The 22,936-nt window shown below is 67.8% G+C and carries 20 protein-coding genes and 1 pseudogene; 12 read left to right on the forward strand and 9 right to left on the reverse strand.

Features of this window, described 5'->3' with window-relative positions:
• Positions 1-48 precede the first annotated feature (48 nt).
• A complete protein-coding gene (locus ACFY2X_RS09845; protein ID WP_389935083.1) occupies positions 49-2,052 on the forward strand; it encodes a sugar transferase in 2,004 nt (667 codons plus the stop codon).
• Positions 2,053-2,152: 100 nt separating this feature from the next.
• A complete protein-coding gene (locus tag ACFY2X_RS09850; protein ID WP_389935086.1) occupies positions 2,153-2,440 on the forward strand; it encodes an acyl-CoA dehydrogenase family protein in 288 nt (95 codons plus the stop codon).
• A gap of 275 nt (positions 2,441-2,715) precedes the next feature.
• On the opposite strand, the gene ACFY2X_RS09855 is transcribed toward ACFY2X_RS09850, so the two are convergent.
• Genes ACFY2X_RS09855 through ACFY2X_RS09865 form a run of 3 tightly spaced genes read right to left on the reverse strand, consistent with a single transcriptional unit; the run spans position 2,716 to position 3,728 of the window.
• Entirely contained in the window at positions 2,716-3,078 is a 363-nt protein-coding gene (locus tag ACFY2X_RS09855) for a hypothetical protein (protein ID WP_389935089.1), read from the reverse strand.
• Positions 3,079-3,105: 27 nt separating this feature from the next.
• A complete protein-coding gene (locus tag ACFY2X_RS09860) occupies positions 3,106-3,270 on the reverse strand; it encodes a hypothetical protein (RefSeq protein WP_389935092.1) in 165 nt (54 codons plus the stop codon).
• 2 nt (positions 3,271-3,272) lie between these two features.
• Positions 3,273-3,728: a helix-turn-helix domain-containing protein gene (locus ACFY2X_RS09865; RefSeq protein WP_389935095.1), complete on the reverse strand. Its 456-nt coding sequence runs from the start codon at positions 3,726-3,728 to the stop codon at positions 3,273-3,275.
• A gap of 572 nt (positions 3,729-4,300) precedes the next feature.
• Here ACFY2X_RS09865 and ACFY2X_RS09870 point away from each other — a divergent pair.
• Positions 4,301-4,708 carry a hypothetical protein gene (locus ACFY2X_RS09870; protein WP_389935098.1) on the forward strand — a complete coding sequence of 136 codons (408 nt, stop codon included), beginning with the start codon at positions 4,301-4,303 and terminating at the stop codon, positions 4,706-4,708.
• Between the two features lie 32 nt (positions 4,709-4,740).
• Here ACFY2X_RS09870 and ACFY2X_RS09875 read toward each other — a convergent pair whose 3' ends face one another.
• Complete coding sequence (locus ACFY2X_RS09875) at positions 4,741-5,334, reverse strand: helix-turn-helix domain-containing protein (protein ID WP_389935100.1); 594 nt, start codon at positions 5,332-5,334, stop codon at positions 4,741-4,743.
• A 68-nt stretch (positions 5,335-5,402) separates the two neighbouring features.
• Between ACFY2X_RS09875 and ACFY2X_RS09880 the strand changes: the two genes are divergently transcribed.
• From ACFY2X_RS09880 to ACFY2X_RS09920, 9 genes and pseudogenes are all read left to right on the forward strand, one after another.
• On the forward strand, positions 5,403-6,644 hold the full coding sequence (locus ACFY2X_RS09880; RefSeq protein ID WP_389935103.1) for an MFS transporter: 1,242 nt from the start codon (positions 5,403-5,405) through the stop codon (positions 6,642-6,644).
• Between the two features lie 472 nt (positions 6,645-7,116).
• The gene (locus ACFY2X_RS09885; RefSeq protein WP_389935106.1) at positions 7,117-8,184 is read left to right on the forward strand and encodes an LLM class flavin-dependent oxidoreductase; all 1,068 of its coding nucleotides are present in this window, start codon (positions 7,117-7,119) and stop codon (positions 8,182-8,184) included.
• Positions 8,184-9,281, forward strand: a complete 1,098-nt coding sequence (locus ACFY2X_RS09890) for a hypothetical protein (RefSeq protein ID WP_389935108.1) — start codon at positions 8,184-8,186, stop codon at positions 9,279-9,281. Before ACFY2X_RS09885 ends, ACFY2X_RS09890 begins: the two co-directional genes overlap by 1 nt.
• Before the next feature lie 18 nt (positions 9,282-9,299).
• Entirely contained in the window at positions 9,300-10,901 is a 1,602-nt protein-coding gene (locus ACFY2X_RS09895) for an AMP-binding protein (RefSeq protein WP_389935110.1), read from the forward strand.
• A 218-nt stretch (positions 10,902-11,119) separates the two neighbouring features.
• The gene (locus ACFY2X_RS09900; RefSeq protein ID WP_389935113.1) at positions 11,120-12,418 is read left to right on the forward strand and encodes an FAD-dependent oxidoreductase; all 1,299 of its coding nucleotides are present in this window, start codon (positions 11,120-11,122) and stop codon (positions 12,416-12,418) included.
• Positions 12,419-12,545: 127 nt separating this feature from the next.
• Complete coding sequence (locus ACFY2X_RS09905; RefSeq protein WP_389935116.1) at positions 12,546-13,718, forward strand: DUF6986 family protein; 1,173 nt, start codon at positions 12,546-12,548, stop codon at positions 13,716-13,718.
• A 175-nt stretch (positions 13,719-13,893) separates the two neighbouring features.
• A pseudogene (locus tag ACFY2X_RS09910) lies at positions 13,894-14,188 on the forward strand (transposase family protein); the annotation flags it as partial.
• Positions 14,189-14,346: 158 nt separating this feature from the next.
• Positions 14,347-14,706, forward strand: coding sequence for a hypothetical protein (locus ACFY2X_RS09915; protein WP_389935119.1), 360 nt, complete (start codon positions 14,347-14,349; stop codon positions 14,704-14,706).
• Between the two features lie 601 nt (positions 14,707-15,307).
• Complete coding sequence (locus ACFY2X_RS09920; protein WP_389935788.1) at positions 15,308-18,163, forward strand: BTAD domain-containing putative transcriptional regulator; 2,856 nt, start codon at positions 15,308-15,310, stop codon at positions 18,161-18,163.
• Here ACFY2X_RS09920 and ACFY2X_RS09925 read toward each other — a convergent pair.
• The 5 genes from ACFY2X_RS09925 to fabG are packed head-to-tail and all read right to left on the reverse strand — an operon-like array spanning position 18,140 to position 22,935.
• Positions 18,140-19,039 carry an ACP S-malonyltransferase gene (locus ACFY2X_RS09925; protein ID WP_389935121.1) on the reverse strand — a complete coding sequence of 300 codons (900 nt, stop codon included), beginning with the start codon at positions 19,037-19,039 and terminating at the stop codon, positions 18,140-18,142. The two genes, ACFY2X_RS09920 and ACFY2X_RS09925, sit on opposite strands and share 24 nt — an antisense overlap.
• Positions 19,036-20,208 (reverse strand): NAD(P)/FAD-dependent oxidoreductase, encoded by a 1,173-nt coding sequence (locus tag ACFY2X_RS09930; RefSeq protein WP_389935124.1) that lies wholly within the window; start codon positions 20,206-20,208, stop codon positions 19,036-19,038. Before ACFY2X_RS09930 ends, ACFY2X_RS09925 begins: the two co-directional genes overlap by 4 nt.
• Positions 20,209-20,210: 2 nt before the next feature.
• Positions 20,211-21,275, reverse strand: coding sequence for an LLM class F420-dependent oxidoreductase (locus ACFY2X_RS09935; protein WP_389935127.1), 1,065 nt, complete (start codon positions 21,273-21,275; stop codon positions 20,211-20,213).
• Positions 21,275-22,189, reverse strand: coding sequence for an alpha/beta hydrolase (locus tag ACFY2X_RS09940; protein WP_389935130.1), 915 nt, complete (start codon positions 22,187-22,189; stop codon positions 21,275-21,277). The genes ACFY2X_RS09935 and ACFY2X_RS09940 overlap by 1 nt, the downstream gene beginning before the upstream one ends.
• Entirely contained in the window at positions 22,189-22,935 is a 747-nt protein-coding gene (gene fabG, locus ACFY2X_RS09945; protein ID WP_389935133.1) for a 3-oxoacyl-ACP reductase FabG, read from the reverse strand. The genes ACFY2X_RS09940 and fabG overlap by 1 nt, the downstream gene beginning before the upstream one ends.
• Position 22,936: the final 1 nt, after the last annotated feature.

Below are 22,936 nucleotides of genomic sequence, written 5' to 3' on the forward strand. Positions count from 1 at the left end.
TCTATTAACGACCTCCAGAACGAAATTCCGGCTGAATTACCGAGGTTGATGGACATCGCCACCAACGATCTGGCTCCTACGGGAGTACTGATATTCGCCCCGGGGACCTGGGTCAGCGCGGGGAAAGGCGTCCGGGAGACTGCTGACGATCTGGCCGAGGGCGTGGACAGGTTCTGCCGGGCCATGGATGAGCGACCTTTCGGCCAGGACGATCTGGGCCGGGTGCTGTTCGAGGGCGATCCCGAGAGGAACATGCCAGGGTTCGCCCGACTACGCGACGACCTGCTGAAAGACCTGGCCGCGGCGGTGAACCTGCTACGCATGATGGCGGCCGGAATGGTCGTCGCCGGGTGCAGGCATGCCGCAGCCGAGAACGCGAGCGCCAGGATGGCGGCCGGGATATTCGACACCGGGGGCAGGCATGCCGCAGCCGAGGAGGCGAACACCGGGATCCCCTACGCGCGGTCGTGCCCGAGATGGCTGACGGATCCGGAGGAATACAAGCCCCCGCTGGGCCTGGGCGGCCTGCCGACGACCACGCCACCGCCTGGCTTCGTGAGCCAGGCGATCTGGTTCCTCGAATCTGTAGGTTGCGGGTCCGCGTGGCCGGACGGTGATCTCGACGGTGTGGCGCGGCTGCGGGATGCCGCGGCGGCGCTAGGACGCATGGTCGGCGATGTTCAGGAGCAGATCGCCGGTCAGGCCGGTCGTGTGACCGAGGTCGGATCCGGGCTGGCCACGGCCGCGTTCGGACAGGCCGCGCGGGAGGTGTACGGCGAGCAGGGACAGCTGGCGGACCTGCGACGGCGGTGCGAGCATCTCGCCGAGTGCGGCCAGATCGCGTATGACGCGATCGTGAAGGCCAGAGAGAAATTCCTGGCATGCGCGGCGTTCGTGGTGGCGCTGATGCTCCTTGCAAGGCTGCTGGCCCCCCGGCTCGGCCCGTTGCTCGACGCCGTGGTGAAAAAGCTGCTCCGAGTGGAGGGCCTGGCGCTGCGGATCATCCTGCTGATAATCCGTCAGGCCGCGCTGGGCGCGATGTTCTCCGGCGGACTGAGCGCGATCGATCAGTTGTTCGCCACCGGCGCCATCGATGTGGGGAAGCTGGTTCGGGATATGTTGCACGGAGCTCTCGCCGGCGGGTTGATGGCTGGTGCGCATGGCGCGCTTCCCGCGCTCCTGCGCCGAGGCGGACCCGCGCTCACCGGCCTGGCCGAGGCCATGGAGTCGGCCACATGGGAGCGGGCATTCTCCCGGACCCTGGCCGGCGGGGCGGTGAGCACAACCGTGCTGGCGGCCGCGGGATGGGCCGGCGGCGCCGGCTGGGATTGGAAACACGCCGCCGAGATGGGATTCGGCATGGCTGTGCTCAGCACCGGCGCGGGCATCGCCGCCCGAACCTGGCCTGCCCCACGCTATGCGAGCCTGAGGGGCCGAGACTGGAAGCAGAGTCCGGCCAAGCGGTGGCATGACGTCAAGTGGGCTTTGGGGATTCTCATGATCACCGCTCCTGCGACCTCCCTCTTCGCGCTCGCAAAGTTCGCCGAGGACGGGAAGAATCCCTTCTTCTTGCAGAAACGGATTGGCCAGTTCGGCCACGAGTTCGACGTTCTCAAGGGCCGTACGATGACGATGGTCGACGGTAAGGACGGCAGCCTTGGCGCATCGGATCCGCAGCGTACGAGGGTCGGCAAAGCTTGGGCGAAATCCACCCTCGACGAGATCGGTCAAATGGCCTACAACGTCCTCGTCAAGGCAGACATGTCGGTCGTGGACAACCGACCACTATTGCTGAGCGATAGACAGAGAACAATAGCGGCCCTCGGCCCCTTTCTGGGCCCACGTTGGAACGAAGCGGATCTGGCCGGAAAGCCCGGGTGGATCGGCCCATTCGCCAACAAGATCGTAGAGCTCGACCTCAAGCCGATGACACATGCGTTCGACGTTCAACGAGGCTTCACAGGTCTCTGGTACGACAAAAACGCGAGCCTGAATCTGGACCGAAATCTGCTTTGGGGTTTCATCTCCACTTACTGGAAGCGCATTTCCTAGCCTCGATCTTCCGTGCGCCCGGCAGAACAGGGGCGAAGCCGTGACGTAGCGGTGGATCTTGTTTTCGGTGAGCTACGTACCTCGACCTCGATGACTCACGTTGCGACCGTGTCAGGTCAAGCACAAGCTCGCCGACATGCTCCTGCTGGTGGAATCCGCCCGATCCGCCGCCCTGGCGGCCGCGCGGGCCACCCCGGAAGAGCTCCCCGTCCAGGCCGCCATCGCCGGCTCCTACTGCACCGAGGCCTACCTGACCGTCGCGGGCGAGAACATCCAGATCCACGGCGGCACCGGCGTCACCTGGGAACACTCCGCCCACCGCTACTTCAAACGCGCCACCGCCGACGCCCAGCTCTTCGGCCCCCGCAATCCCACCGCGCCCGCCTGACCGCCGCCGCCGGCCTCTGACCCCCCTTTCGAGCCCTCGCGTTCTTGCGCGCTTCGCATGGGCCTTCGCGGTCCTTACGCGCTTCGCGCGTGCGCTCGGCTCCGGTCTATGTTCCCCCGGAGGCCACGCCCCCGGACCCCCGGTGTGCGGTGGGTGCGGCTTTCGGGGTGGTTACGGCGCTGCGACTGCCGGTGGCCGTATGCGCTACGGCGGGTGGACGCCCCGGCCGACCGTCTCAGTCGCGGCTTGCCGTCGGCTCCGAGCACAGCGACCGGCTAACCAGCCCGAAGGGCGGCGACCGACTCAACGAGGCCTGCTTTCTCCAAAGCGTCGAGCACATCGTCTACGGCCTCCGGCGGGTTGACCCGTGAGTCCGCGATCTGCTGAACGCAGGCCCAGACCACTCGTCCGTCGAGGTCGATCTGGTCCAGCACGAAGTCATCGGGAGACTTCGCCTCAATGTCCCATGGTGCCAAGTGCTCTGGAGGAAAGTCCCTGAGGTTCGACGTGACGATAACCTGGGCCCCCACCTTGATCGCCGCAGCAAGTACGTGCCGATCATCCGCGTCGGGTAGTTTCAACTCCTCAACAAGAGGCTCGTACCCCTCAACCAGGCAATCTCGGACAGCGGAGTTCATGAGCACGCGAAGCTTGCCCAGTTTCTCTTACAGAATGTCCGGGCGATTGGCCGCAAGATTACGCTGCATCTCGTCGAGAATCCTGCTGGTCCATTTAGCCTGGAGCCGTCCCGTCACAGCCAGGCGGATGAGCAGATCGCGGAGCGTGTTGCCGTAGAGCACGTTCGCGTCATAGAGCACCACAAAGGCCATGCTCAGATGCCCAGCTCTTGGCCTAGTGCGGCGAGTTGATCGGCAGCCGTACGGCGCTTGGCGTCATCGCGGCGCTTGTACTCCTGAAGATCCTCATAAGTAACACGCCTATGCTTGCCAACCAAGCGGAAGGGAATCTCCCCTTCCTCCAGAAGCTTGATCAGGTAGGGACGCGAGACGTTCAGCATGTCCGCTGCCTGCTGGGTCGTCAGCTCAGCGTGAGAGGGGATGACCGTCACTCCCCGCCCTTCAGCCGCCTGGGCAAGAATGAAGGCGAGCAGGCTTACGGCCTCCCGAGGCAAGATCAGTGGATCCTCGGCGCCATGCTCACCGACGACACGGATGGTCGGCTGCTCGCGAGACCGCATGAGGTAGTCCTTGATGCGGCGCACGGCGCGACCAGCTATCTCGGCATCAATGCTCCCGGGCCGAACCCGCTTGGCCTGCACGTCTGTCATCGCGATACCTCCTTCCCGCAGTATCCGCAACAAACGAAATAAACGCAAGCAATGGGCGGTCAGATCCCTCCTACGGCACACGATTGACAGGCAACCTCTCTGAGTCCGCATCAGTCGACCGTTCGGCATAGGTCTCGGCCCCGCCACTGTCCGGAAGATCATCGGCTCGCCGAAGGTACTCGCCCTTACCCGCTAACGATCCCGAGAGCCGAGCTCTCTTGCATGTGGCCGAGCTTCCACCACGCCGCTCCGGCTGGTAGCGCCTGCGCGAAGTCGCCGAAGACCCGCAAGCCGCCGAAAACGGTTCGGCCCTCGATCGGCGCTGGGCCATGCCGGGCGACCAAGGGCCAGGATCGGTCAGTTACCGCAGGTTTACGCGTCGCCGGAGGCCAAACCGACCGGGCAGGAAACTCCTGTGCCTCCGATGCCGCAGTAGTCGTATGGCACTTGAACAGTGCTGGTGGTAGACCTCTGTCTCCGAGGGCAAGACCCCATGCCCGCATGGTTACGGTCGATGCCACCGTTTTTCCGCACCCTTGATCCCTGTACGGCCCGCACTAGGATCACGTGCCGTGACAGCGTCCCCCGCGCCCGACGCCCGCGTCGTGGCCGTGACCGCCAACTCGCCGGGCTGCTTGATCATCTGCCTGGCCTCGCTGACCGCCATCGTCGGCACGTTCGCGTGGACGGTCGCCGCCGTACGCCACCCGAAACTCGCCTCGAAGTGGTACGACGTCCGCCCTCCCGAGGACCTGCCGGACCGCTGCTACCGCTTCCACCTGGTCGTCCCCGGTGCCCACGACCTCCTGGCACGGGCCGTCCGGGACCGGCACCCCGGTCTGTGGATCGGTGAGTTCGAGCACACGGCCGCCCCCGCACTCGCCAGCCGGTCGGAACAACGCGAAAGGACGGATCGGAGTCGAGCGCACGCGCGAAGCGCGCAAGAACCCAAAGGTCCAATTCAAAGCCGGATGACGTAAGCGCCCGCTTCGAGAGAGAAGGCGGATTGTGATTATTCAAGCCGATCCTGCCCTCCGAGCCCGACCGGGAAGGCGTCGAAGTGGACGATGACCCGCGCGGTGTCCGGTGTCTCCTCGTCACGTCCCTTGACCCTCTCGTAGTGCGCGTCCAAGACCTGGGCGACCTCTCGCACCAGGTCGGCAAGCTCCTCCTGGGTGAGACGTAGTGCGGTGTGCGACTGAACCCCGGCCTCAATCCACGGCCGGGGTGTGGTCCGTGACTCCTCCAGCCAGCGGGTGAGTTCGGCGCCTCGCTGGCGAACAATCTCGGCGAGCAGGAACTCGGCGGCCTCGGCAGTCTCGGGGGTGCGGCGGAACCGGTCGCCGTCGAGGGAGAAACCGCCGGAACGCGCCCGCCACCAGCGTTCCTTGCCTTTTCCACGCTCCGGCACGTCTTCGATGAACCCGTGCCGGGCGAGTTGGCGTAGGTGATAACTCGTCACCCCGGTGTTCTCTCCGGTTTGGGCGGAGAGCTGAGTGGCGGTGGCCGGGCCGTGATGCTCCAGCAGCTCCAAAAGACGGAGCCGGGAGGGGTGGGCGAGCCCTTTGAGCGCCGAGGCGTCGAGATTCCGGGTCTTGTCATCCATCGCATGCAGCCATATCTTTGCAAAGCATTATTTGCACACTTTCCTCTGTATGATACCGGAGGCGCTGCATGATTAGTCGATCTTTCCGCTGGCTGTGGATGTCCTCCGGCTTGTCGAACATCGGCGACGGCGTCACGCTCGTCGGCGTCTCGCTGATCGCAGTGACGCTGACCCGCTCTCCGCTCCTGGTCTCTCTGGTCAGCACAGCGGCGACACTGCCCTGGCTGCTGCTCACGCTGCACGCGGGCGCCCTCGCCGACCGACACGACCGGCGCCGGATCATGGCCGTGTCCAACGGCGCGCGAGCGGGCGTGCTGGCCGCAATGATCCTGGCCGCGTGGTCAGGGGTGTTAAATCTGCCCGTGCTGCTGGCCGGGGCGCTCCTGCTCGGCGTCGCCGAAGTCTTCGCCGACACCTCGGCACAGTCCATCCTGCCGATGGTCGTCCCGCGAAACCAGCTCGCCGACGCCAACGGCAAGCTCATCGCGGTACAGACGGTCGGCAACAACTTCCTTGGGGCCCCGCTCGCCGGGATCCTGACCGGGATCGGCGCGGCGGCCACACTCGGGGCGCCCGCTCTGCTCTACGCGGCCGCGGGACTAGCGCTGCTCGGAATGCGTGGCCGCTTCCACGTCGAGGCCCCCTCCACCCGTACGCTGCGCGCCGACATCGCCGACGGCCTGCGCTACCTGTGGGACCACCGTGTCCTGCGCGCACTCTCCATCTTCGCGGGTGTGCTCAACCTCGCGAACGCGGCCTACTTCGCGGTGTTCGTCCTGTGGGTCGTCGGCGAGGAGTCGCGGGTGGGGCTGCCGCCCAGCGGCTACGGCCTCATCGCCGCGGCACTGGCCCTCGGGGCGGTGGCGGGCTCCCTGCTGGCCGAGAAGCTGTCCCACCGCGCCGGCCAGGTCAGAACGCTGATTACCGCCGACCTGGTCAACAGCATTCTTCTGCTCGTCCCCGTCTTCCTGCCGACCGCCGTCGCCATTGGAGTCACCGCCGCCCTCCTCGGAGCGACCAACGCGATTTCCAATGTCGTCTTGGTCTCGCTGAGACAGCGGATCGTCCCCGAGGAGTTGCTCGGCCGGGTCCACGCGACCATCCGCCTGATCGGTATGGGCGCCACGCCTCTGGGGGCCGCGGTCGGCGGGTTCCTCGGTGTCCGGGTGGGGCTGCCCGCCGTGTTCTGCACCGCCGCCGCGTTGTGCGTCATCGCCGTCGCCCTCGTCTCCCGACCCGTCACGGGCCGCTCGGTTGCTGAGGCCGAGCGGGCGGCACAGCCGGCCGAGGCCCTCAAGGAGACGGCATAGAGCCCTTGGCGCAATGAACTGTCTGCGCCTCCCTACTCCCTGGAGTGTTCATGCTCCTCAAGCGGCGTCAACTCCGGTTGCGCACTGTGGTTGGGATCAACGGTGCGCGTAGCGAGCCGTGGTCGAGAGGCATACGGCCGGTCGTGGCGCCCACCCGCCGCAGCGCACGCGACCACTGGTCATCGCAGCGCCGTAACTACCCCGAAAGCCGCACTTACCGCACACCGGGGTCCGGGGGCGTGGCCCCCGGGGGAGCACGGACCGGAGCCGGATACACCCGCGGAGCGCGTAAGGACTGGCGGAGGCCCGCGCGAAGCGCGCGGGAAACACCAAGGCCCCAGGGCTGATGGGCGCTGGACGTGCGGGGTCGGCTTGTTGCCGTCCCACCAGGCTGGTAATCTCGCCAAGCGAGCGCTTGGTTAACTAGAGGGCTCGGGACCGGGGATCAGATGTGACACAGACGGAGGCGCGGATGACGTCCCTACGGATCAGCCTGGGATATGAACTGGAGGTCCGCGGGCGTTCCCGCGAGGTCGAGCAGCAGGCGTTTCGGAACGTGATCGAGCAGGTAGTCCTCGGCGACCAGCTGGGCTTCGACACCGCGTGGTTCGTCGAGCACCACTTCACCAGGGGCTTCTCCCACTCCTCGGCCCCCGACCTGGTGCTGGCCGCGATCTCCCAGCGCACCGAGCGGATCCACCTGGGCCTCGGCGTGGTGCTGCTGCCCTTCCAGTCCCCCATCCGTACGGCGGAGCGGGTCGCGACCCTCGACGTCATCTCCGGTGGCCGGGTGGAGTTCGGCACGGGCCGAGGCGCCTCCCCGCTGGAGTACCAGGCATTCCAGAGGCCGTTCGAGAAGTCGCGGCAGATCTGGGAGGACTCCCTTGAGGCGACCCTCGCCATCTGGAACGCCGACGGCGAGCCGATCAGCAGGTCCAACGAGTTCTTCGAGATCCCCGAGGTCGCGGTCTACCCGCGCCCGGCACAGGTGCCGCACCCTCCCGTGTGGGTGGCGTCCACCTCGCTGGAGGGATACCTGGCCGCCGCCAAGCACGGCTACAACCTGCTCGGCATGACGATGCTCAAGGGCATCGACGACGTCGCCGAGGACATCGCCCAGTACAAGCAGTGCCTGGCCGACAACGGCTTCGACCCCGACAGCCGCCGGATCGCGCTGATGATCCCCTGGTTCGTCGCGAACACCCGTGAGCGCGCCTTCGAGATCGCCGCCGACCCGGTGCTGTGGTACATCCGGCGCCAGGTCAACCTGGTCACCCCGCCCGACTACTACGACGCCCGGCACGCCACCCACAGGGTCCTCGGCCAGCTCGCGGCCGGAATGCCGCCGGAGGAGGCCATGGCCACGCTCCGCGAGCACCACATGGTCGTGGTGGACGACGTGGAGGGCTCCCGCAAGGCGGCAGCCCGCATCGCCGAGGCGGGTGCCACCGACCTGATCCTCCAGGCGCAGGTGGGCGGCCTGGCTCACGAGCACGTGTGCGAGTCGATGAAGCTGTTCATGACCGAGGTGGCGAAGTGATGACGCCCGGGAAGACGACCACGTGGAGAACCCGTGACGACCTCGGCGCCGCGGGCCGTACCGCCACCGGCCTGCTGCTGGTCTCCGCCGACGCCGACAGCGTGGTCGCCGCGGGCGACCGGGCCGGGTCGGCGAGGCTCTACGCCGCCGCGCTGGAGGCGGCGGGCGTGGGCGCGCGGGACCGGGTCGTGGTGGCGCTGTCCGGTGACGGGGAGCTCGCGGGCGCGCAGTGGGCGCAGGCCGCGGCCGGGACGGCGCAGGCGGCGGCCTCCGTCGGCCCTCGCGGGCGGCTCCGGCTGCACCACGCGCTGGAGTCCCTGAGGGCGACCACCCTGGTGATCACGCCCACCGGCGCCATGGACCTGCTGGCCCGGCTGCACCTGGAGTTCCTGCTCGACCCGCTGGACCTGGGCCTGCGGCACATCATCCTGACCGGGGAGATCGCCTCCCGGAGGACGATGCCGCACCTGGCGACGGAGTTCGAGGCGAAGGTGACGGAGGTCTACTGCTCGCCGTTCACCGCGGTGCCGCTTGGCTGGCGCTCCGAGGAGTCGGCGCCCCTCACCCTGCTCGACCCCGAGGCTGTGGGCCTGGCCTCGCTGGAGAAGGACGAGCTGCTGGTTCCCCCGTACGCCCCCGGGCTGGCCGAGGTGGTCGTCGCCGGGACGCAGGACGAGGCGGTGATCCGTACCGGGCAGGTCGTCCGGATGGCCGCGGGAGACGCCGGGGGCGGGGAGAACACGATTCCCGCGCCCGAGCACACCGTCGGCGACCACGTGCTGGTGCGCGGAGTGTGGTTGTCGCTGAACCGGATCCAGAAGGCACTCGGCAAGATCGACGGGATCTCCGGATGGGAGCTGGGCGTGTCGCGGCAGGGCACGCTCGACTCCGCGACCCTGACGGTGACGTTCAACCGGGAAAGCCTGGTCAAGAACCCCATGTGGAAGTCGCGCATCCAGCAGTCGCTCAAGGCGCTCACCCCGGTCACGATCACCGTCGAGGTCTCCCCGCAGGCCTCGGAGGCCGCTCCCCTGGGCGTGGTGAACGACCTGCGCGGCCACCACCTGGGCAGGGACCGTACGGCCGTCACCCGCTGACCCCCGGAGGCGATCGGCATGGAAGTACCTGACTGGGGCACGATCCCCCGGATGCTCCGCGACCAGGCCGGAACCCACCCCTCCGACATCGTCGTGGACGACGGTGAGGTACGGCTGTCGCTCGCCGATCTGCGCACCCGGGCCGGCATCATCGCCCGGGGCCTGATCGCCCTGGGCGTGCGGCCCGGCGACCGGGTCGCGGTCTGGGGCCTGAACGACCTGCGCTGGGTCGGGAGCGCGTTCGGTGTCTGGGATGCCGGGGCGGTGCTCGTGCCGCTCTCGTCGCGCTACAAGGGCATCGAGGCCGCCGAGGTGCTCCGTAAGACGGGGACGAGCGTGCTGATCACCGGAGAAGGCCCGGACGGCGTGGTCTTCGCCGATCTGCTGACCGGTGCGGCGGGCGGGCCCGCCGCCGGCCGGCCCTTCGCCGACCTGCCCGACCTGCGGCACTCGATCGTGCCGGAAGGACTGCGACGGCCCGGGGCGGTGCAGCCCTCGCAGGTGCTCCTGGACGGGTCCCAGGTCAGCCGGGCCGAGGCCGAGGACCGGGCGCTGGCCGTACGGCCAGGCGACCTGTGCGAGATCATGTCCACCTCCGGCACCACAGGGACGCCCAAGGGCGTCATGCTGGAACACGGTCACACGCTGCGCGGCTACTGGGACTGGTCGGAGATCGTCACCCTCCGCCCCGGCGACCGCTATCCGGTCATCGCGCCGTTCGCCCACGGCTTCGGGCTCAACGCGGGGCTGCTGGCCTCGGTGATGCGCCGGGCCACGATGATGCCGATCCGCGCGTTCGGCCCGGACCTGCTCATGGACCTGATCCACAACAGGAGGATCACGATCATGGCCGGGCCGCCGACGCTGTTCCACCGGTTGCTGGAGGAGCCCCACATCGGGGAGCACTCGCTCCGCGTGGCGATCTGCGGCGCGGCCTCGGTTCCCGCCCCGCTCATCCACCGGCTGGTGGAGCGGGTCGGGCTGGAGCGCATGATCAACGCTTACGGCCTGATGGAGGGCACGGTCGTCTCCATGACCAGGGCGGGAGACCCCGTCGAGGTCGTCGCCTCCAGCACGGGCCGTCCGGTGCCCGGCGTCGAGGTCAGGATCGTGGACGACGACGGCGAGGAGGTCCCGCTCGGCGAGCGCGGCGAGATCCTCGTCCGGGGATACGGGGTCATGCGCGGCTACTGGGACGAACCGGAAAAGACCGCCGAGGTGATCAGGGACGGCTGGCTCCACACCGGCGACGTCGGCACCCTCGACGCCGACGGCAACCTCGCGATCGTGGACCGCAAGAAGGAGCTGTTCATCGTCGGCGGATTCAACGTCTCCCCCGCCGAGGTGGAGGGGCTGCTGCTGCGGGAGGGCTCGCTCTCCCAGGCGGCGGTGATCGGGATGCCGGACGAGAGGTCGGGCGAGGCGGGCTGGGCGTTCGTGGTCCCCAGGCCCGGCGTCACCGTCGACCCGGAGGAGATTCTCGCGTGGGCGCGGGAGAACATGTCCAACTACAAGGTGCCGAAACGGGTGATCGTGGTGGACGCCCTGCCCGCCAACGCCACCGGGAAGACGGACAAGCTCGCCCTGCGCGCCCAGGCGGCCGCCCGGCCGCGGGTGTGACCGTACGGCGCGGGTTCCGGCACCCCGGCGGGCGGAGACGGTGAAAGCGGCCGTGAGAGTGGTAGGACGGATGTATCCGGCGCGGCGCCGAAACCCCCGGCGGGATGGGCGCGCACCGGCCGCGCGATCATCTGGTCACTTCGGCCTGTCGAGGCTGGCAGGCCGCGCTCCGGTGATGAAGAATCGCGTTCACGACAGCCAGCGCCCGAGGAGGCGACGTGTCACTGCGAGTCGCGATTGTCGGATCGGGACCTGCCGGGATCTACACGGCTGAGGCACTGATGAAGCAGGCCACCGGGCCCGTCGAGGTGGACGTGCTGGAACGGCTGCCCACACCCTACGGCCTGGTGCGGTATGGCGTGGCCCCCGACCACACCTCGATCAAGTCCATCGCGGACTACCTGCGCCGGGTGCTGGAGCTGCCGAACGTCCGCTTCCTCGGCGGCGTCGAGCTCGGCAGGGATGTCACCGTCGCGGACCTGACGGCCTGCTACGACGCCGTGGTCTACTGCACCGGCGCGATGGTGGACCGGCACCTGGGCATCCCCGGCGAGAACCTGCCCGGCAGCGTGGCGGCCACCGACTTCGTGAACTGGTACTGCGGCCACCCCGACATGCCCGCCGACCGCTTCGTCCTCGACAGCCCGGAGGTCGCGGTCATCGGCGTGGGCAACGTGGCGGTCGACGTGGTGCGCGTCCTCGCCAAGACCGCCGAGGAGCTGCGCGCCACGGACGTGCCGGAGGAGGTGCTGACCCGGCTGGCCGACAGCCAGGTGAAGGTCGTCCACATGATCGGCCGCCGGGGGCCCGAGCATGCCAAGTTCACCCTGAAGGAGCTGCGGGAGCTGGGTGAGCTGGTCAACGCCGACGTGTGCGTGCGGCCCGAGGAGGCGGTGGCGGACGTCACCGAGGTGTCGCGGCAGGTCCGGGGCAACGTCGAGGTGCTGCAGCACTGGGCCGCCCGTGAGCCGGTGGGCCGGCCCCGGCGGCTGGACGTGCGGTTCTGGCTGCGTCCGGTGGAGATCCTCGGTGAAGGCCGGGTGGAGGCTCTCAAGCTCGAACGCACCCGCCTGGTGGAGGGCAGGGTCACGGGCACCGGCGAGTTCGAGGTCCTCCCGGTCGGCATGGTCCTGCGCTCGGTCGGTTACCAGAGCGTCCCGCTGCCCGGCGTCCCCTTCTCCGAGTCCACGATGACCGTGCCCAACGAGGCCGGACGGGTCCGCGACCGCGAATATGTGGCGGGCTGGCTCAAGCGCGGCCCCACCGGCGTGATCGGCACCAACAAGTCCGACGCCGCCGAGACGGTCCGCACCCTCCTCGCCGACCTCGCCGGTCGTGAGCCGGTACGGCACGCGAACCTGGACGACGTCCTCGCGGCCCGGGGCGTCTCCCCCGTCACCTACCGGCAGTGGCTGTCCATCGAGGCGGCCGAGGCCGCCCTGGCCCGGAGCCTTGGCCGCGGCGAACGCGTCAAGCTCCTGGGTCTCGCCGCCATGCGCACCGCCGCCGGCCGGTGACGCCGCCCGCACCACGGCACTGTCAGCCATACCGAGGCACCGGATTGTGGCATCGCCGACGCGGTGGCCGGGCACGGCCAGCCGTTAAGGTGCGACGTGTCGCGGCCCGTTCACGAGGAGCACCACCATGCGCGTCACGCTCGCCGATCCGCTGGCCCTCATCCCCGGCTTCGAGCAGGCCCATCTGGAGCAGACGGCGAGATACCCCGCCGCGGCCGTACGGTGGCAGCCGGTGCACACCGTCTACGTACCGGCCGACCGGTTCGACGCCCGGACGGTGACGACGTGGGGAGAGGCGGCCCTGGACCTGTTCAGGCGGCACCTGCCGAGAAAGGACATGGCCAGGCTTTTCGAGATGCACGAGCAGACGGCGAAGATCGTGCACGAGAAGGTCACCGCGAAACTCACCGAGGAGCCGATCGAGGACCTGCGCGTGGACTTCGAGGACGGGTACGGCCTGCGCCCCGGTGAGGAGGACGGCCACGTCGCCCAGGCCGCCGAGGCGGTCGCGGCCCTCCACGCGAACGGGACGCTCCCCCGCCGGTGGGGGCTGCGGGTGAAGTCGTTCGCCGACGGCGACCCGGCGCGGAGCATCAGGACGCTGGACGGATTCCTGACCGGGGTGATCGAGCGGGCCGGGCATCTTCCCGGAGGGTTCGTCGTCACCTTTCCCAAGGTTTTGATGAAGGCCTATCTCGGCCAGTTCGCCGACTGCCTGGAGGCGCTCGAAAAGGCGCTCGGTCTCGGCGAGGGAACGCTCCGGTTCGAGCTCCAGGTGGAGGCCCCCCAGACGGTGCGGTTCCTCGACGCCGACCTGGTCGCCTCGCTCCGAGGCCGGCTGGCCGCGGCGCACTTCGGCGTCTTCGACTACACGGCGAGCTGCTCCCTGCCACCGCACGAGCAGCGGCTGGACCACCCCGTCTGCGACCATGCCCGGCACGTCATGCAGACGGTGTTCGCCGGGACCGGGGTGGAGCTGTCGGACGGCTCGCTGGCCGCCTCTCCCGCCTCCGACGACAAGTACGCCGTGCGAAACCTGTGGTGGCGCCATCTGGAGATGGTCCGGCACTCCCTGAGGCACGGGTTCTACCAGGGGTGGGACATGCACCCTTCACACCTGGTCAGCCGTTACATCGCGGTCTATCACTTCCACCTGTCCCGCTATCAGGAGTACTCCCAGCGGGTGCGCGCCTGGGAGGAGCAGCGCGAGGCGGGCGGCGGTGTGATGGACGAGCCCGCCACGATCAAGACGATGGCCGCGGCCCTCCGCCGCGCCGACCTGGCCCTCGGAAACACCTGAGCCGATCCAAGATGTTCGGGCCTTCACATTCTGTGGGCCTTCGCGGTTCTCACGTGCTTCGCGCGTGTCCTCCGCTCCGGTCTGTGTTCCACCGGGGGCCGCGCCCCCGGACCCCCGGTGTGCGGTAAGTGCGGCTTTCCGGGTGGTCACGGCGCTGTGAATGGTCAGCCTCAAGGCGGCTCGCATCTGGGGCATCATCCGCCGACTGCACGCCTGCGGACTGCTCACACCTGCCGATAAAGGGGTACGCCGGTGCAGGCCGGCGTGTACTGGTGCCCGGCAAGGGCCGCAACAGGCCGCAGTCCCAGAAGAGCGCCAACGCCGCGCACGCCACGCTCCGCGGCCCAGGAGAACGAGCGAATGCCGTGGTGAAAACGTGGCGCGTCCTGCGGAAACTACGCTGCCGCCCACTCCGTGCAGGTCAACTCGTCAAAGCGATCCTCGTTCTTCAGGCCCGCGAAGTCGGATGAAAAACGCTCAAGCTCGACACGACGAAGATCGCGAGCTAGCAAACGCCACCCCACCGGTTGCCCACTACTCGAGACCAGATCAAAAAGGCTGCAGACCCACCACCTCGGCTCCTATCTCGCGAGTCTCGACGCCGCCAGAAGGCTCAAGGAAATTAGACATGCTTCGTGTTCTCAAGAATCGCGACGTCGTTATCTACTTCGCGGGAAGTTTCCTGTCACGTCTCGGCGACGGCATACTGTGGCCAGCCCTGGCCATATGGATTGCGAGCACCGCAAACAACACGCAGGCAGGGTTCTCCAGCTTTGCCTATGTGGTGGGCTGTATGATCGCGCCGGTGTCCGGCGTGCTGGTCGATCGATTCGGACCGCGGAAGATTGCCGTGTCAACCGGTGAACCTTTTTCATCCCGCTTCATGGGCCTGAAGAGCAAGGATCGCACTGACGGGCCGCCGTGGCCGAGGAGGGTGGCGGGCGCGACACGACGGAGCGTCGCCGAAGCCGCCGAATGCAGGGGTTGATCTTAGTCAACACCCTTCTGTTGGGAGCTTTCCTGCTTGCAGATCGTGTCCGATGACCTGGCACCAGCCGGTGATCTGCGTGTCAAGGTTGGTCCGCTGTTCGGCACTGTTCCGCTGTTCGGCACTGTTCGGCACTGTTCGGACCCTTTAAATGTCACGTCTCAGCCCCTTAAATGGGGACGCGGTGAAAGCCCTTGGGATGAAAAAGGCTCACTCACGCGACTCCTCCCAGGCATCGCCTGGTTGATCGAACAAGCACAAGCCACGGATGACCTGGCCCCTTGAACCGCGCTGAGTTGAGTGGAGCCTCCATCATCCCCACCGCCGTTCGCCCTCGCCGACCCGGCGAGAACACCAGAACCACACGCAGCCTAGAAGAATACAGCAATATTCAGGAAGGTGACAACAAAATCGGACTGTTTACTTGCCGGCAACCTCCATCCCTTCATGATGCTCTAGAGTGATCTTCTAGAGTAAATCGTTAATTACTCGTCAATCCGGGGGCGCTTCTGAAGGCTGAATTTGCTGGCGCAAGCAGGAGGACTTCAGTCTGGATTGGATCATCATGGCAAAGATTCTCACGCTGCGGCTCCTCGGACCGATGGAGGCAGTGGGACCTCGGGGGCCTGTTGGACTCCAGGGGAGCGTTCCTCGTACCCTCCTCGCGAGGCTGGCCTCCAGACCGGACGAATGTGTGTCCAGAGAGGCACTGATCAGCGCCCTCTGGGACGACACGCCTCCGCGGACGGCTCTGAGCACGTTGCGCAGCCACCTGACTCGGCTCCGGAGGCAGCTAGATGCGTCGGGCCTCTCCGGGCTCATCGTGGCCGACGGGGTCGCATACACCATCTCGGCCGACATCGACGTGGACGCACGGATGCTGGAGGACGCCGCGCGGGCCGGGCGGGAGTCGCTCTCCATGGGAGACGCCCGCAGTGCGGTCGCCGCTGCGAGAGCCGGGCTGCAACTTTGGAGAGGCGACGCTCTTATGGACTGCCGGCCGAGCAGTTGGTCGCAGTCCGAGGTGGCCCGGCTGACAGAACTCCATCTGAACGCCCTCGAGAGCAAGTTCCAGGCACTTCAACTCCTGGGAGAGCACGAAGCCGTCATCAGCGAGCTGGAACAGTTGATCACCCAGTACCCCTTCCGGGAAAAGCTGTGGGAGATCATGATGATCTGCTACAGCCAAGCCGGTCGGAGAGCCGATGCGCTGGCCGCCTACCAGCGGGCCCGCTCGATCCTCAGGATCGAGCTCGGCATCGAACCGGGGCATGAACTCCAGCGGCTACAGTCCGCGATCCTGGTGGGAGAACCCACCCTGAGGAACCTCCCTGCCGTCCAGGGGCCTGCAATCACGGCAAGTACCAGAGAGCCGCATGCCGGCAGCGTCCTGCCGGCTGCACCGACCAGCTTCGTGGGACGGGAAAAGGAGCTCACCGAACTGGCCGAACTGCTGGACAAGGCACGGCTCCTCACGCTCACCGGCGTGGGCGGTGTGGGCAAGAGCCGGCTCGCCATGCAGCTCGGGGAGAACCTGCGCGGACGGTTCCCGGACGGGATCTGGTATGTGGACTTCGGTGTCCTCGAGCAGCCGGAACTGATCCTTCACCACCTGAGCGAAGTGCTCGAGATCCAGGACCGTACCCCTCGCACTTTGCTGGGAAGGCTCATCGGGAGGCTGCGCGGCGCCAAGGCCCTGCTCCTCTTCGACAACTGCGAAGGGCTACTGGACGCCTGCGCGGAAGCCGTCGACGCCCTCCTGCGCAGCCTGCCTCAGCTTCGCGTTCTCGTGACCAGCCGACAGGCTCTGACCCTGCACGGCGAGTGCATCTTCACCGTGCCGCCCCTGCCCACACCGGACGCGACCGGCGGCGAGGACCTGGCCGTCACCCTCTTCCGGGATCGCGCCGAAGCGATGGTCTCCGGATTCGAGCTGGTCCATGAGGCAGACATCGACCTCGCATCCCGGATCTGCCGGCGAGTCGAAGGCATCCCGCTGGCCATTGAGCTCGCCGCCGTGCAGCTCAGGGTGCTGTCGCTCCAGGAGCTGCTCCAACGGCTGGACGACCGTTTCCAGGTACTCGCCTCCGGCCACAGGATCACACCGAAACGGCACCTAACGTTGCGGGCCACCATCGACTGGAGCTTCGAGCTGTGCTCGAGCTCAGAGCAGGAGCTCTGGGCGAGGCTCTCCGTCTTCCGCGGCTCGTTCGACCTGTCCGCTGCCGAACGCGTGTGCGCCGACGACGAGTTTGGTCATGGCAGGTTCATGGCGGCCCTGGCCGGCCTGGTGGAGAAATCCGTGCTCACCAGGGAGGAGCATCCCCGCGGGGTGCGTTTCCGCATGCTCGACAGCCTCAGCGAATACGGACGCTCGCGGCTCAGAGAGTCCGGCGAGGCCGATCTGTACCTGGCCAGGCATCGTGACTACTACCTGGCCTTGGCCGAGGACAGCGATGCGGCTTGGTTCGGCCCGGATCAGCTGGAATGGCTCGACCGGTTGCGGCTCGAGCGGGCCAATCTCAGGACCGCCTTCGATTTCTGCCTGACGAGCCCGGGCGAGAGCAACACCGGCCTGCGCCTCACCGCCGCGCTCCACCACTTCTGGGTTGGTTGCGACTTCCTCTCCGAGGGACAGTACTGGCTCGGACTCGCGCTCGCCTCCGGGACGGCCCCGACCAAGAGCAGGACCAAGGCGCTCTGGGTGGCCGCCAGAGTCGACTACCTCCAGGGCGATGACAGCCGCGCGCAGACGAGACTCGACGAGGCCATGGCGCTAGCCATCGAACTCGGCGACGAAGACTCTCTGACCTACGCGATCCACATCTGCGGCACGGGCGCTCTGATCACCGGAGATCTGGACAGCTCGACGGAACTGCTTCAGGAGGTCGTCGAGAGGTACCGTTCCCTCGGCGGAGCCAAGAGCATGGCGGTCATCGCCAACATCCATCTGGCGATGTCGTGCATGCTCAAAGGGGATCCGTGGGTTGCGGTCGAGCTGTGCCAGGCCTCTCTGCGGGAGTGTGCGGCCTCCCGTGAACAATCGGTCCTCTCCTACGGCCTGTACGTCCTGTCCTGCGCGGAGTTCGAAGAGGGACGGATGGAGCAGGCGCTGGAGCACGCGCAGGAGGCGCTGTACATCAAGTTTGATTTCCTCGACATGGTCGGGCTCGCCATGGTCTTCGACCACCTGGCGAGGATCCTCGTCGACATGGGTCACCCGCAGTGCGCGGCGCTGGCGCTCGGCGGCGCGCAGCAGTGCTGGAACGCTCTTGGCGAACCATGGTTCGGTTCACCGGTCTGGCGGGAGATTCGCGAGCAGGCGGAGACGGCCTGCAGACGCGACCTCGGGGACGCCAGCTACGAGTCGGCATTTCTCCTCGGGTTTGAACGCCCCCTGTCCCAGGTCGTCTCCTCTGTCAGCAGCGAGTTCTCACACCGTGCCCGCCAACGGTGAGCCAGCCAGCTCGTCGAAGGTCAGGATCCGATCACGCCTGGCCAGTTTGAGCAAGGTGTCCCCTGGCCCGGCGTCGAGCAGGCCGGGGACGCCCGTTTCCGCAGCCTTCCGTACTGAGTCCCGCCAGCGCACAGGCATTAGGAGAGCCCTGACGAGCATTTCCCGGATCTCGTCGGGGTCCGTATGGACTCGGGCATCGATCGACGAGATGAACGGCGTCCTCGCCTGCCTGAACTCGGCCGACTCCACAGCCCTGCGCCATTCCGGGATGGCGTTGAGCATGAGAGGGCTGTGGAAGGCGCCGGAAATGGGGAGCATTTCCGTCCGAAGGCAATCGTCATCGGCCAGCTTGACCGCTTTCGCCACCAGCACCGCATCACCCGACAGCACGGCCTGGCGCCGGCTGTTGATGCCCGCGATCTCGAGGATCCCTGTCTCCTCCGCGAGCGCGCGGCGGCGCAGCCACTCCACGTCGTCGAGCTCCGTCCCGACGACGGCCACCATGGCTCCGGGGCGCTGGGAGTTCTGGTCCCTACACAGTCTTCCCCGTTTGAGCGCGAGCTGGAATCCGCTCTCGACGTCGAGCGCGCCGGAACAGACCGCTGCGGTGAGCTCGCCGAGGCTGTGTCCGAGGACGAGAGGAACGTCAGGGACGGATCCGATGAAGGTTTCCACCGCCGCGATGCCCAGCGCGAAGGTGGTCGGTTGGGTGACGGCCGTGTCATCAAGGTCCAGGTCGTCTGTCTCGAGGGCTCCGAACGTCGCGAAGAGCCGCGAGACCAGGGGGTGGGCGCGGTGGGCGTTCAGCCCGGCCACCAGGGCCTCGCGCTTCACTCCCTGTCCTGGAAAGGCGATTCCGAACGTGTGGTCGGTCATCTCACGGGCTCCTTCTCGCTGTGTTCCGCCAATCCCCGGCCGCGGTCCAGTCCTGCCAGAGCTGAGAAGAAGCGCTCGGTCTGCACCGGATCGGCGGCGATCGCGGACAGCGCGCCGAGCCGGCGGTCGGCTCGGAGGCGCGCGATGTTCATCGTGGTCCTGAAACGGGGCATGAGCAGCTCGCTCTGTGCGTGCCCGTATCTCTCGAGCGCGACGTCCAGTGCGGGCTCGTCCTGGAGGTCTTCGCCGACGCAGTCCGCGAGCAACTGGGCCTGCCGGAACGCGTCGGCGATGCCGTCCGCGCTGATCGAGTCCTTGTGGTGGGCCGCGTCGCCCACGAGGACCCAGCCCTTGCCTGTCGGCTGGCGGAAGAAGTTCAGCTGGGCTCCGGTTCCATAGATCCGGTCGACCTGCCGACCGTCCCTGAGCCGCTCGTGCAGCTCGGGCGCGGTGGAGGCGATGCTTTCCAGGTAGGCGTATATGGCGCGGGCCTTGACCTGAGCGAACTCCGCCTGGGGGAAGTACGATCCGACGAGGGTGAGCCGGTCGTTGGTCGGCGCGCAGCCGACCCAGCGGTTCGCGGCACCGTACGCCTCGAATCCAGCCGGCACGCCTTCCCAGAAGCTGTAATAGACGCACGTCATCGTCGGATGCTCGAGAACGGTCGGGGCATCGACCAGACCGGCTACCGTGGATCGCATACCGTCCGCACCGACGACCAACCTTGCTCGTTCCATGGTCCGGGACGTCCCGCACCGGACACCGACCACGCGGCCGTCCTCGACGACGATGTCCGTAACTCCGCATCCCTCCCGGAACTCGGCTCCGGCCGCTACCGCCGCGTCCGTGAGCAGTGCGTCGAGCAGGAACCGACGCGGCGCGTACGCGGCGCTGATGCCGTCCACGGGCGCGGCGCAGCCCTCGATCCGCACCTCACCCACCTGGTGCACCGCCGAAGTGATCGGAGGACATCCGGTCGCGACCACCTTGGGCAGGATCCCCCAGCGGTCGAGCAGGGCGATCCCCGGCTGGTGAATGTAGAGCGTGGACAGCGTGTCGAGCGGGAACCGGGCGCGCTCGAGCAGCAGGACCCGGTATCCGGCCCGGGCGAAGAGCATCGCGGTCGGAGCGCCGGCACATCGGGCACCCACCACTATGACGTCGTACACGATCAGCTCCTCATGGTTCCGAGGCCCGACTTGTCGAACGCGGCCGCGACGGAGCGGAGTGTCTCGATGCCGGCCTCGGTGTCACGGGTGAAGAGGATGACCGACAGCGTCGTCACCCCGGCTTCGTGATAGGCATGCATCCGGTCCGCGATGCGCTCGATGGGGCCGATCAGTGACGTGCGGTCGACCAGCCGGTCAGGTACGGCCGCGACCGCCGACCGGAGCCGCCCGTCCAGGTAGTGCTGCTGGACCTCTTCAGCCGCCGCTTCATAGCCCATGCGACGGGCCAGCCGGTTGTAGAAGTTCTGCTCCCGGCTGCCCATGCCGCCCAGGTAGTGGGCTGTATACGCGCGGGCGGGTTCGAGGCACTCGGCGAAATCGGCGCCGACCACCGCGGGAAGACTCACCGCCACGTCGAATCCGTCGAGGTCTCCACCGCGGCCCGCCCTGATCCGGTCCAGGGACTCGGCGGAAGACTCCGGCTCGAAGAAGACGGAGAGCCATCCGTCGGCGATCTCACCGGCCAGCTCCAGATTGCGCGGGCCGACAGAGGCGAGATACACGGGTATCCGCTCGCGGAGCGGACGCATCCCCAGCTTCAGCGACTTCCCCGGGCCGTCCGGAAGGGGCAACCGGTAGTGGCTACCCTCGTACGCGAGCGGTTCCCGGCTCGAGCGGAGAGCGGCCCGCACGATCTCCACATACTCGCGGGTGCGGATCAGCGGGCCGTCGAACGGCGAGCCGTGCCAGCCTTCGGCGACCTGTGGCCCTGAGACGCCCAAGCCCAGCCGGAATCGGCCGCCGGAGACCGCGTCGACGGTGCAGGCGGTCATCGCGGTCATGGCCGGCGTCCGGCCCGGAATCTGCATCGCGGCCGTCCCCAACTCGATCGTCGAGGTTTGAGCAGCGAGCCAGGAGAGCAGGGACGGTGCGTCCGACCCCGTCTGTTCAGCCGCCCAGATCACCGAATAGCCCAGCCGCTCCGCCTCTAGGGCCAGCCGCGGAAGCCGCTCGTGACCGGGGCGGCCGCGGATGCCCAGGTAGCGCAGGTTGAGTCCCAGTCGCATTAGGACTCCGATCCGGGTTCGCCGAGCGCCTTGGCCAGGAACTCCAGGACCCTGCCCTGGTAGGCCGCCCGGTCCGTGCTCATCGCGCGCAGGTGTCCTGCCCCAGCCACCAGGACCAGTTCCGATCGCGGGAACGGCTCGGCCAGCGCCCGTACGTCATCCGGGTCGACCACGGTGTCGGCGTCCCCGACGATGAACAACATGGGAACGTCGTATTCGGGCCGGTCCGCCACCGGAGGCCAGGGCTTGGGGGTGCTCATGCTGAGCGCGGTGAGCGGCCTGAAGACCGTTTCGAGAACCGCCCGTGCGGGGCCCTTCCGCATCGCCTCGGGAACCGGCAGCAGCCCGATGCGCATGAGGTTGTCGACCGCCGCTCCGGGATCCGCCGTGGGTCCGCTGTCGCAGACCACCGCCTCAATGCAGTCCAGTCTTGAGAGGACGTGGACGGCGGCGAACGAGGACATGGACAGCCCGTAGAGGGCCCACCGTGAATCCGCGTAGCCGGGCATCGCGCGCACATGCTTGACGACCGCGGTCAGGTCGTCCGCGAAACGCCTGCTGTAACCCGAAAAGGCGCCGTCGTCGAAGCTCTGGCCGTGGTTGCGGAAGTCGAAGAGCAGCACGGTGTAGCCGGCCTCGGCGAGGAACTTCGCATACGGCAGACTCCGGGACTTCTCCGCACCGATGGAGTGCCCGACGGCGACCACACGCCCGGAGTCCCCGGGGAACAGCCAGCCGTGGATGCGGCCGCTACTCCCGGGGACCGGAATCTTCAGTTCGACGGGGGTGAGCCCGGAGTTCTCCGGGTTCCGGGGTGCCCCCGGCCTCGGCGGATGGTTGACGAGATACGACAGCTTGGCCGCGGCCAGCGGAGCCATGATCAGCGCCCCGACGCGCTGCAGGATCGACATCATCAGATCACCAGCCCGCCGTCGACGCCCAGCACCTGGCCGGTGATGTACCGGGCGCGGTCGGAGACGAGGAATGACACCAGGTCGGCGACCTCCTCAGGGGTGCCGGGGCGGCGCAGCGGGATCTTCTTGACGAGCTCCTTGCGCGCCGCCTCGGCCACGTCCGCGGTCATGTCCGTGGTGATGAGGCCTGGCGACACCACGTTGGCGCGGGCTCCGAATCGTCCGATCTCGCGGGCGAGCGACTTGGTGAAGCCGATGACCCCTGCCTTGGACGCCGCGTAGTTCGTCTGTGTCGCATGGCCGTACACCCCTGCGACCGAGGACATGGTGACGACACTTCCGCTGCCGTGCCGCATCAACGACATCGCGGCCGCCCGGCACAGGTGAAAGGTGCCGTCCAGATTGGTCCGTATGACCTCGTCCCATTCGAGCTCGGTCATGCGGACCAGCGGACGATCCCGAACGATGCCCGCGCAGGCGACCACGGCGGCCAGGGGGCCGAGCTCGGACTCGGCCTCCTCGACCAGCGCGCGGGCCTCACCCGGCGCGGAGACATCCGCCTTCTGCATGAACACCCGGGCGCCGGCATTCTCGGCCTCGGCAGCGGCCTCCTCGGCGGCATCAGGCCTGGACCGGTAGCAAAAGGCCACATCGAATCCGTCGGCGGCCAGGCGCGCCACGACGGCGCGCCCGATCCCCCGCGAACCGCCGGTGACCACGGCGACCGGCCGATCGGTGCCCGCCATC

This window comes from Streptosporangium sp. NPDC000396, from assembly GCF_042898655.1.
In the GTDB taxonomy this organism is placed as follows: Bacteria; Actinomycetota; Actinomycetes; order Streptosporangiales; family Streptosporangiaceae; genus Streptosporangium.

Excerpts from the sequence above, each read along its gene's own strand:
- ACFY2X_RS09845 (WP_389935083.1), top strand. The coding sequence starts at position 49 with ATGGACATCGCCACCAACGATCTGGCTCCTACGGGAGTACTGATATTC.
- ACFY2X_RS09855 (WP_389935089.1), bottom strand. The coding sequence starts at position 3,078 with ATGAACTCCGCTGTCCGAGATTGCCTGGTTGAGGGGTACGAGCCTCTT.
- ACFY2X_RS09860 (WP_389935092.1), bottom strand. The coding sequence starts at position 3,270 with ATGGCCTTTGTGGTGCTCTATGACGCGAACGTGCTCTACGGCAACACG.
- ACFY2X_RS09865 (WP_389935095.1), bottom strand. The coding sequence starts at position 3,728 with ATGACAGACGTGCAGGCCAAGCGGGTTCGGCCCGGGAGCATTGATGCC.
- ACFY2X_RS09875 (WP_389935100.1), bottom strand. The coding sequence starts at position 5,334 with ATGGATGACAAGACCCGGAATCTCGACGCCTCGGCGCTCAAAGGGCTC.
- ACFY2X_RS09880 (WP_389935103.1), top strand. The coding sequence starts at position 5,403 with ATGATTAGTCGATCTTTCCGCTGGCTGTGGATGTCCTCCGGCTTGTCG.
- ACFY2X_RS09885 (WP_389935106.1), top strand. The coding sequence starts at position 7,117 with ATGACGTCCCTACGGATCAGCCTGGGATATGAACTGGAGGTCCGCGGG.
- ACFY2X_RS09890 (WP_389935108.1), top strand. The coding sequence starts at position 8,184 with ATGACGCCCGGGAAGACGACCACGTGGAGAACCCGTGACGACCTCGGC.
- ACFY2X_RS09895 (WP_389935110.1), top strand. The coding sequence starts at position 9,300 with ATGGAAGTACCTGACTGGGGCACGATCCCCCGGATGCTCCGCGACCAG.
- ACFY2X_RS09905 (WP_389935116.1), top strand. The coding sequence starts at position 12,546 with ATGCGCGTCACGCTCGCCGATCCGCTGGCCCTCATCCCCGGCTTCGAG.
- ACFY2X_RS09915 (WP_389935119.1), top strand. The coding sequence starts at position 14,347 with ATGCTTCGTGTTCTCAAGAATCGCGACGTCGTTATCTACTTCGCGGGA.
- ACFY2X_RS09920 (WP_389935788.1), top strand. The coding sequence starts at position 15,308 with ATGGAGGCAGTGGGACCTCGGGGGCCTGTTGGACTCCAGGGGAGCGTT.
- ACFY2X_RS09925 (WP_389935121.1), bottom strand. The coding sequence starts at position 19,039 with ATGACCGACCACACGTTCGGAATCGCCTTTCCAGGACAGGGAGTGAAG.
- ACFY2X_RS09935 (WP_389935127.1), bottom strand. The coding sequence starts at position 21,275 with ATGCGACTGGGACTCAACCTGCGCTACCTGGGCATCCGCGGCCGCCCC.
- ACFY2X_RS09940 (WP_389935130.1), bottom strand. The coding sequence starts at position 22,189 with ATGATGTCGATCCTGCAGCGCGTCGGGGCGCTGATCATGGCTCCGCTG.
- fabG (WP_389935133.1), bottom strand. The coding sequence starts at position 22,935 with ATGGCGGGCACCGATCGGCCGGTCGCCGTGGTCACCGGCGGTTCGCGG.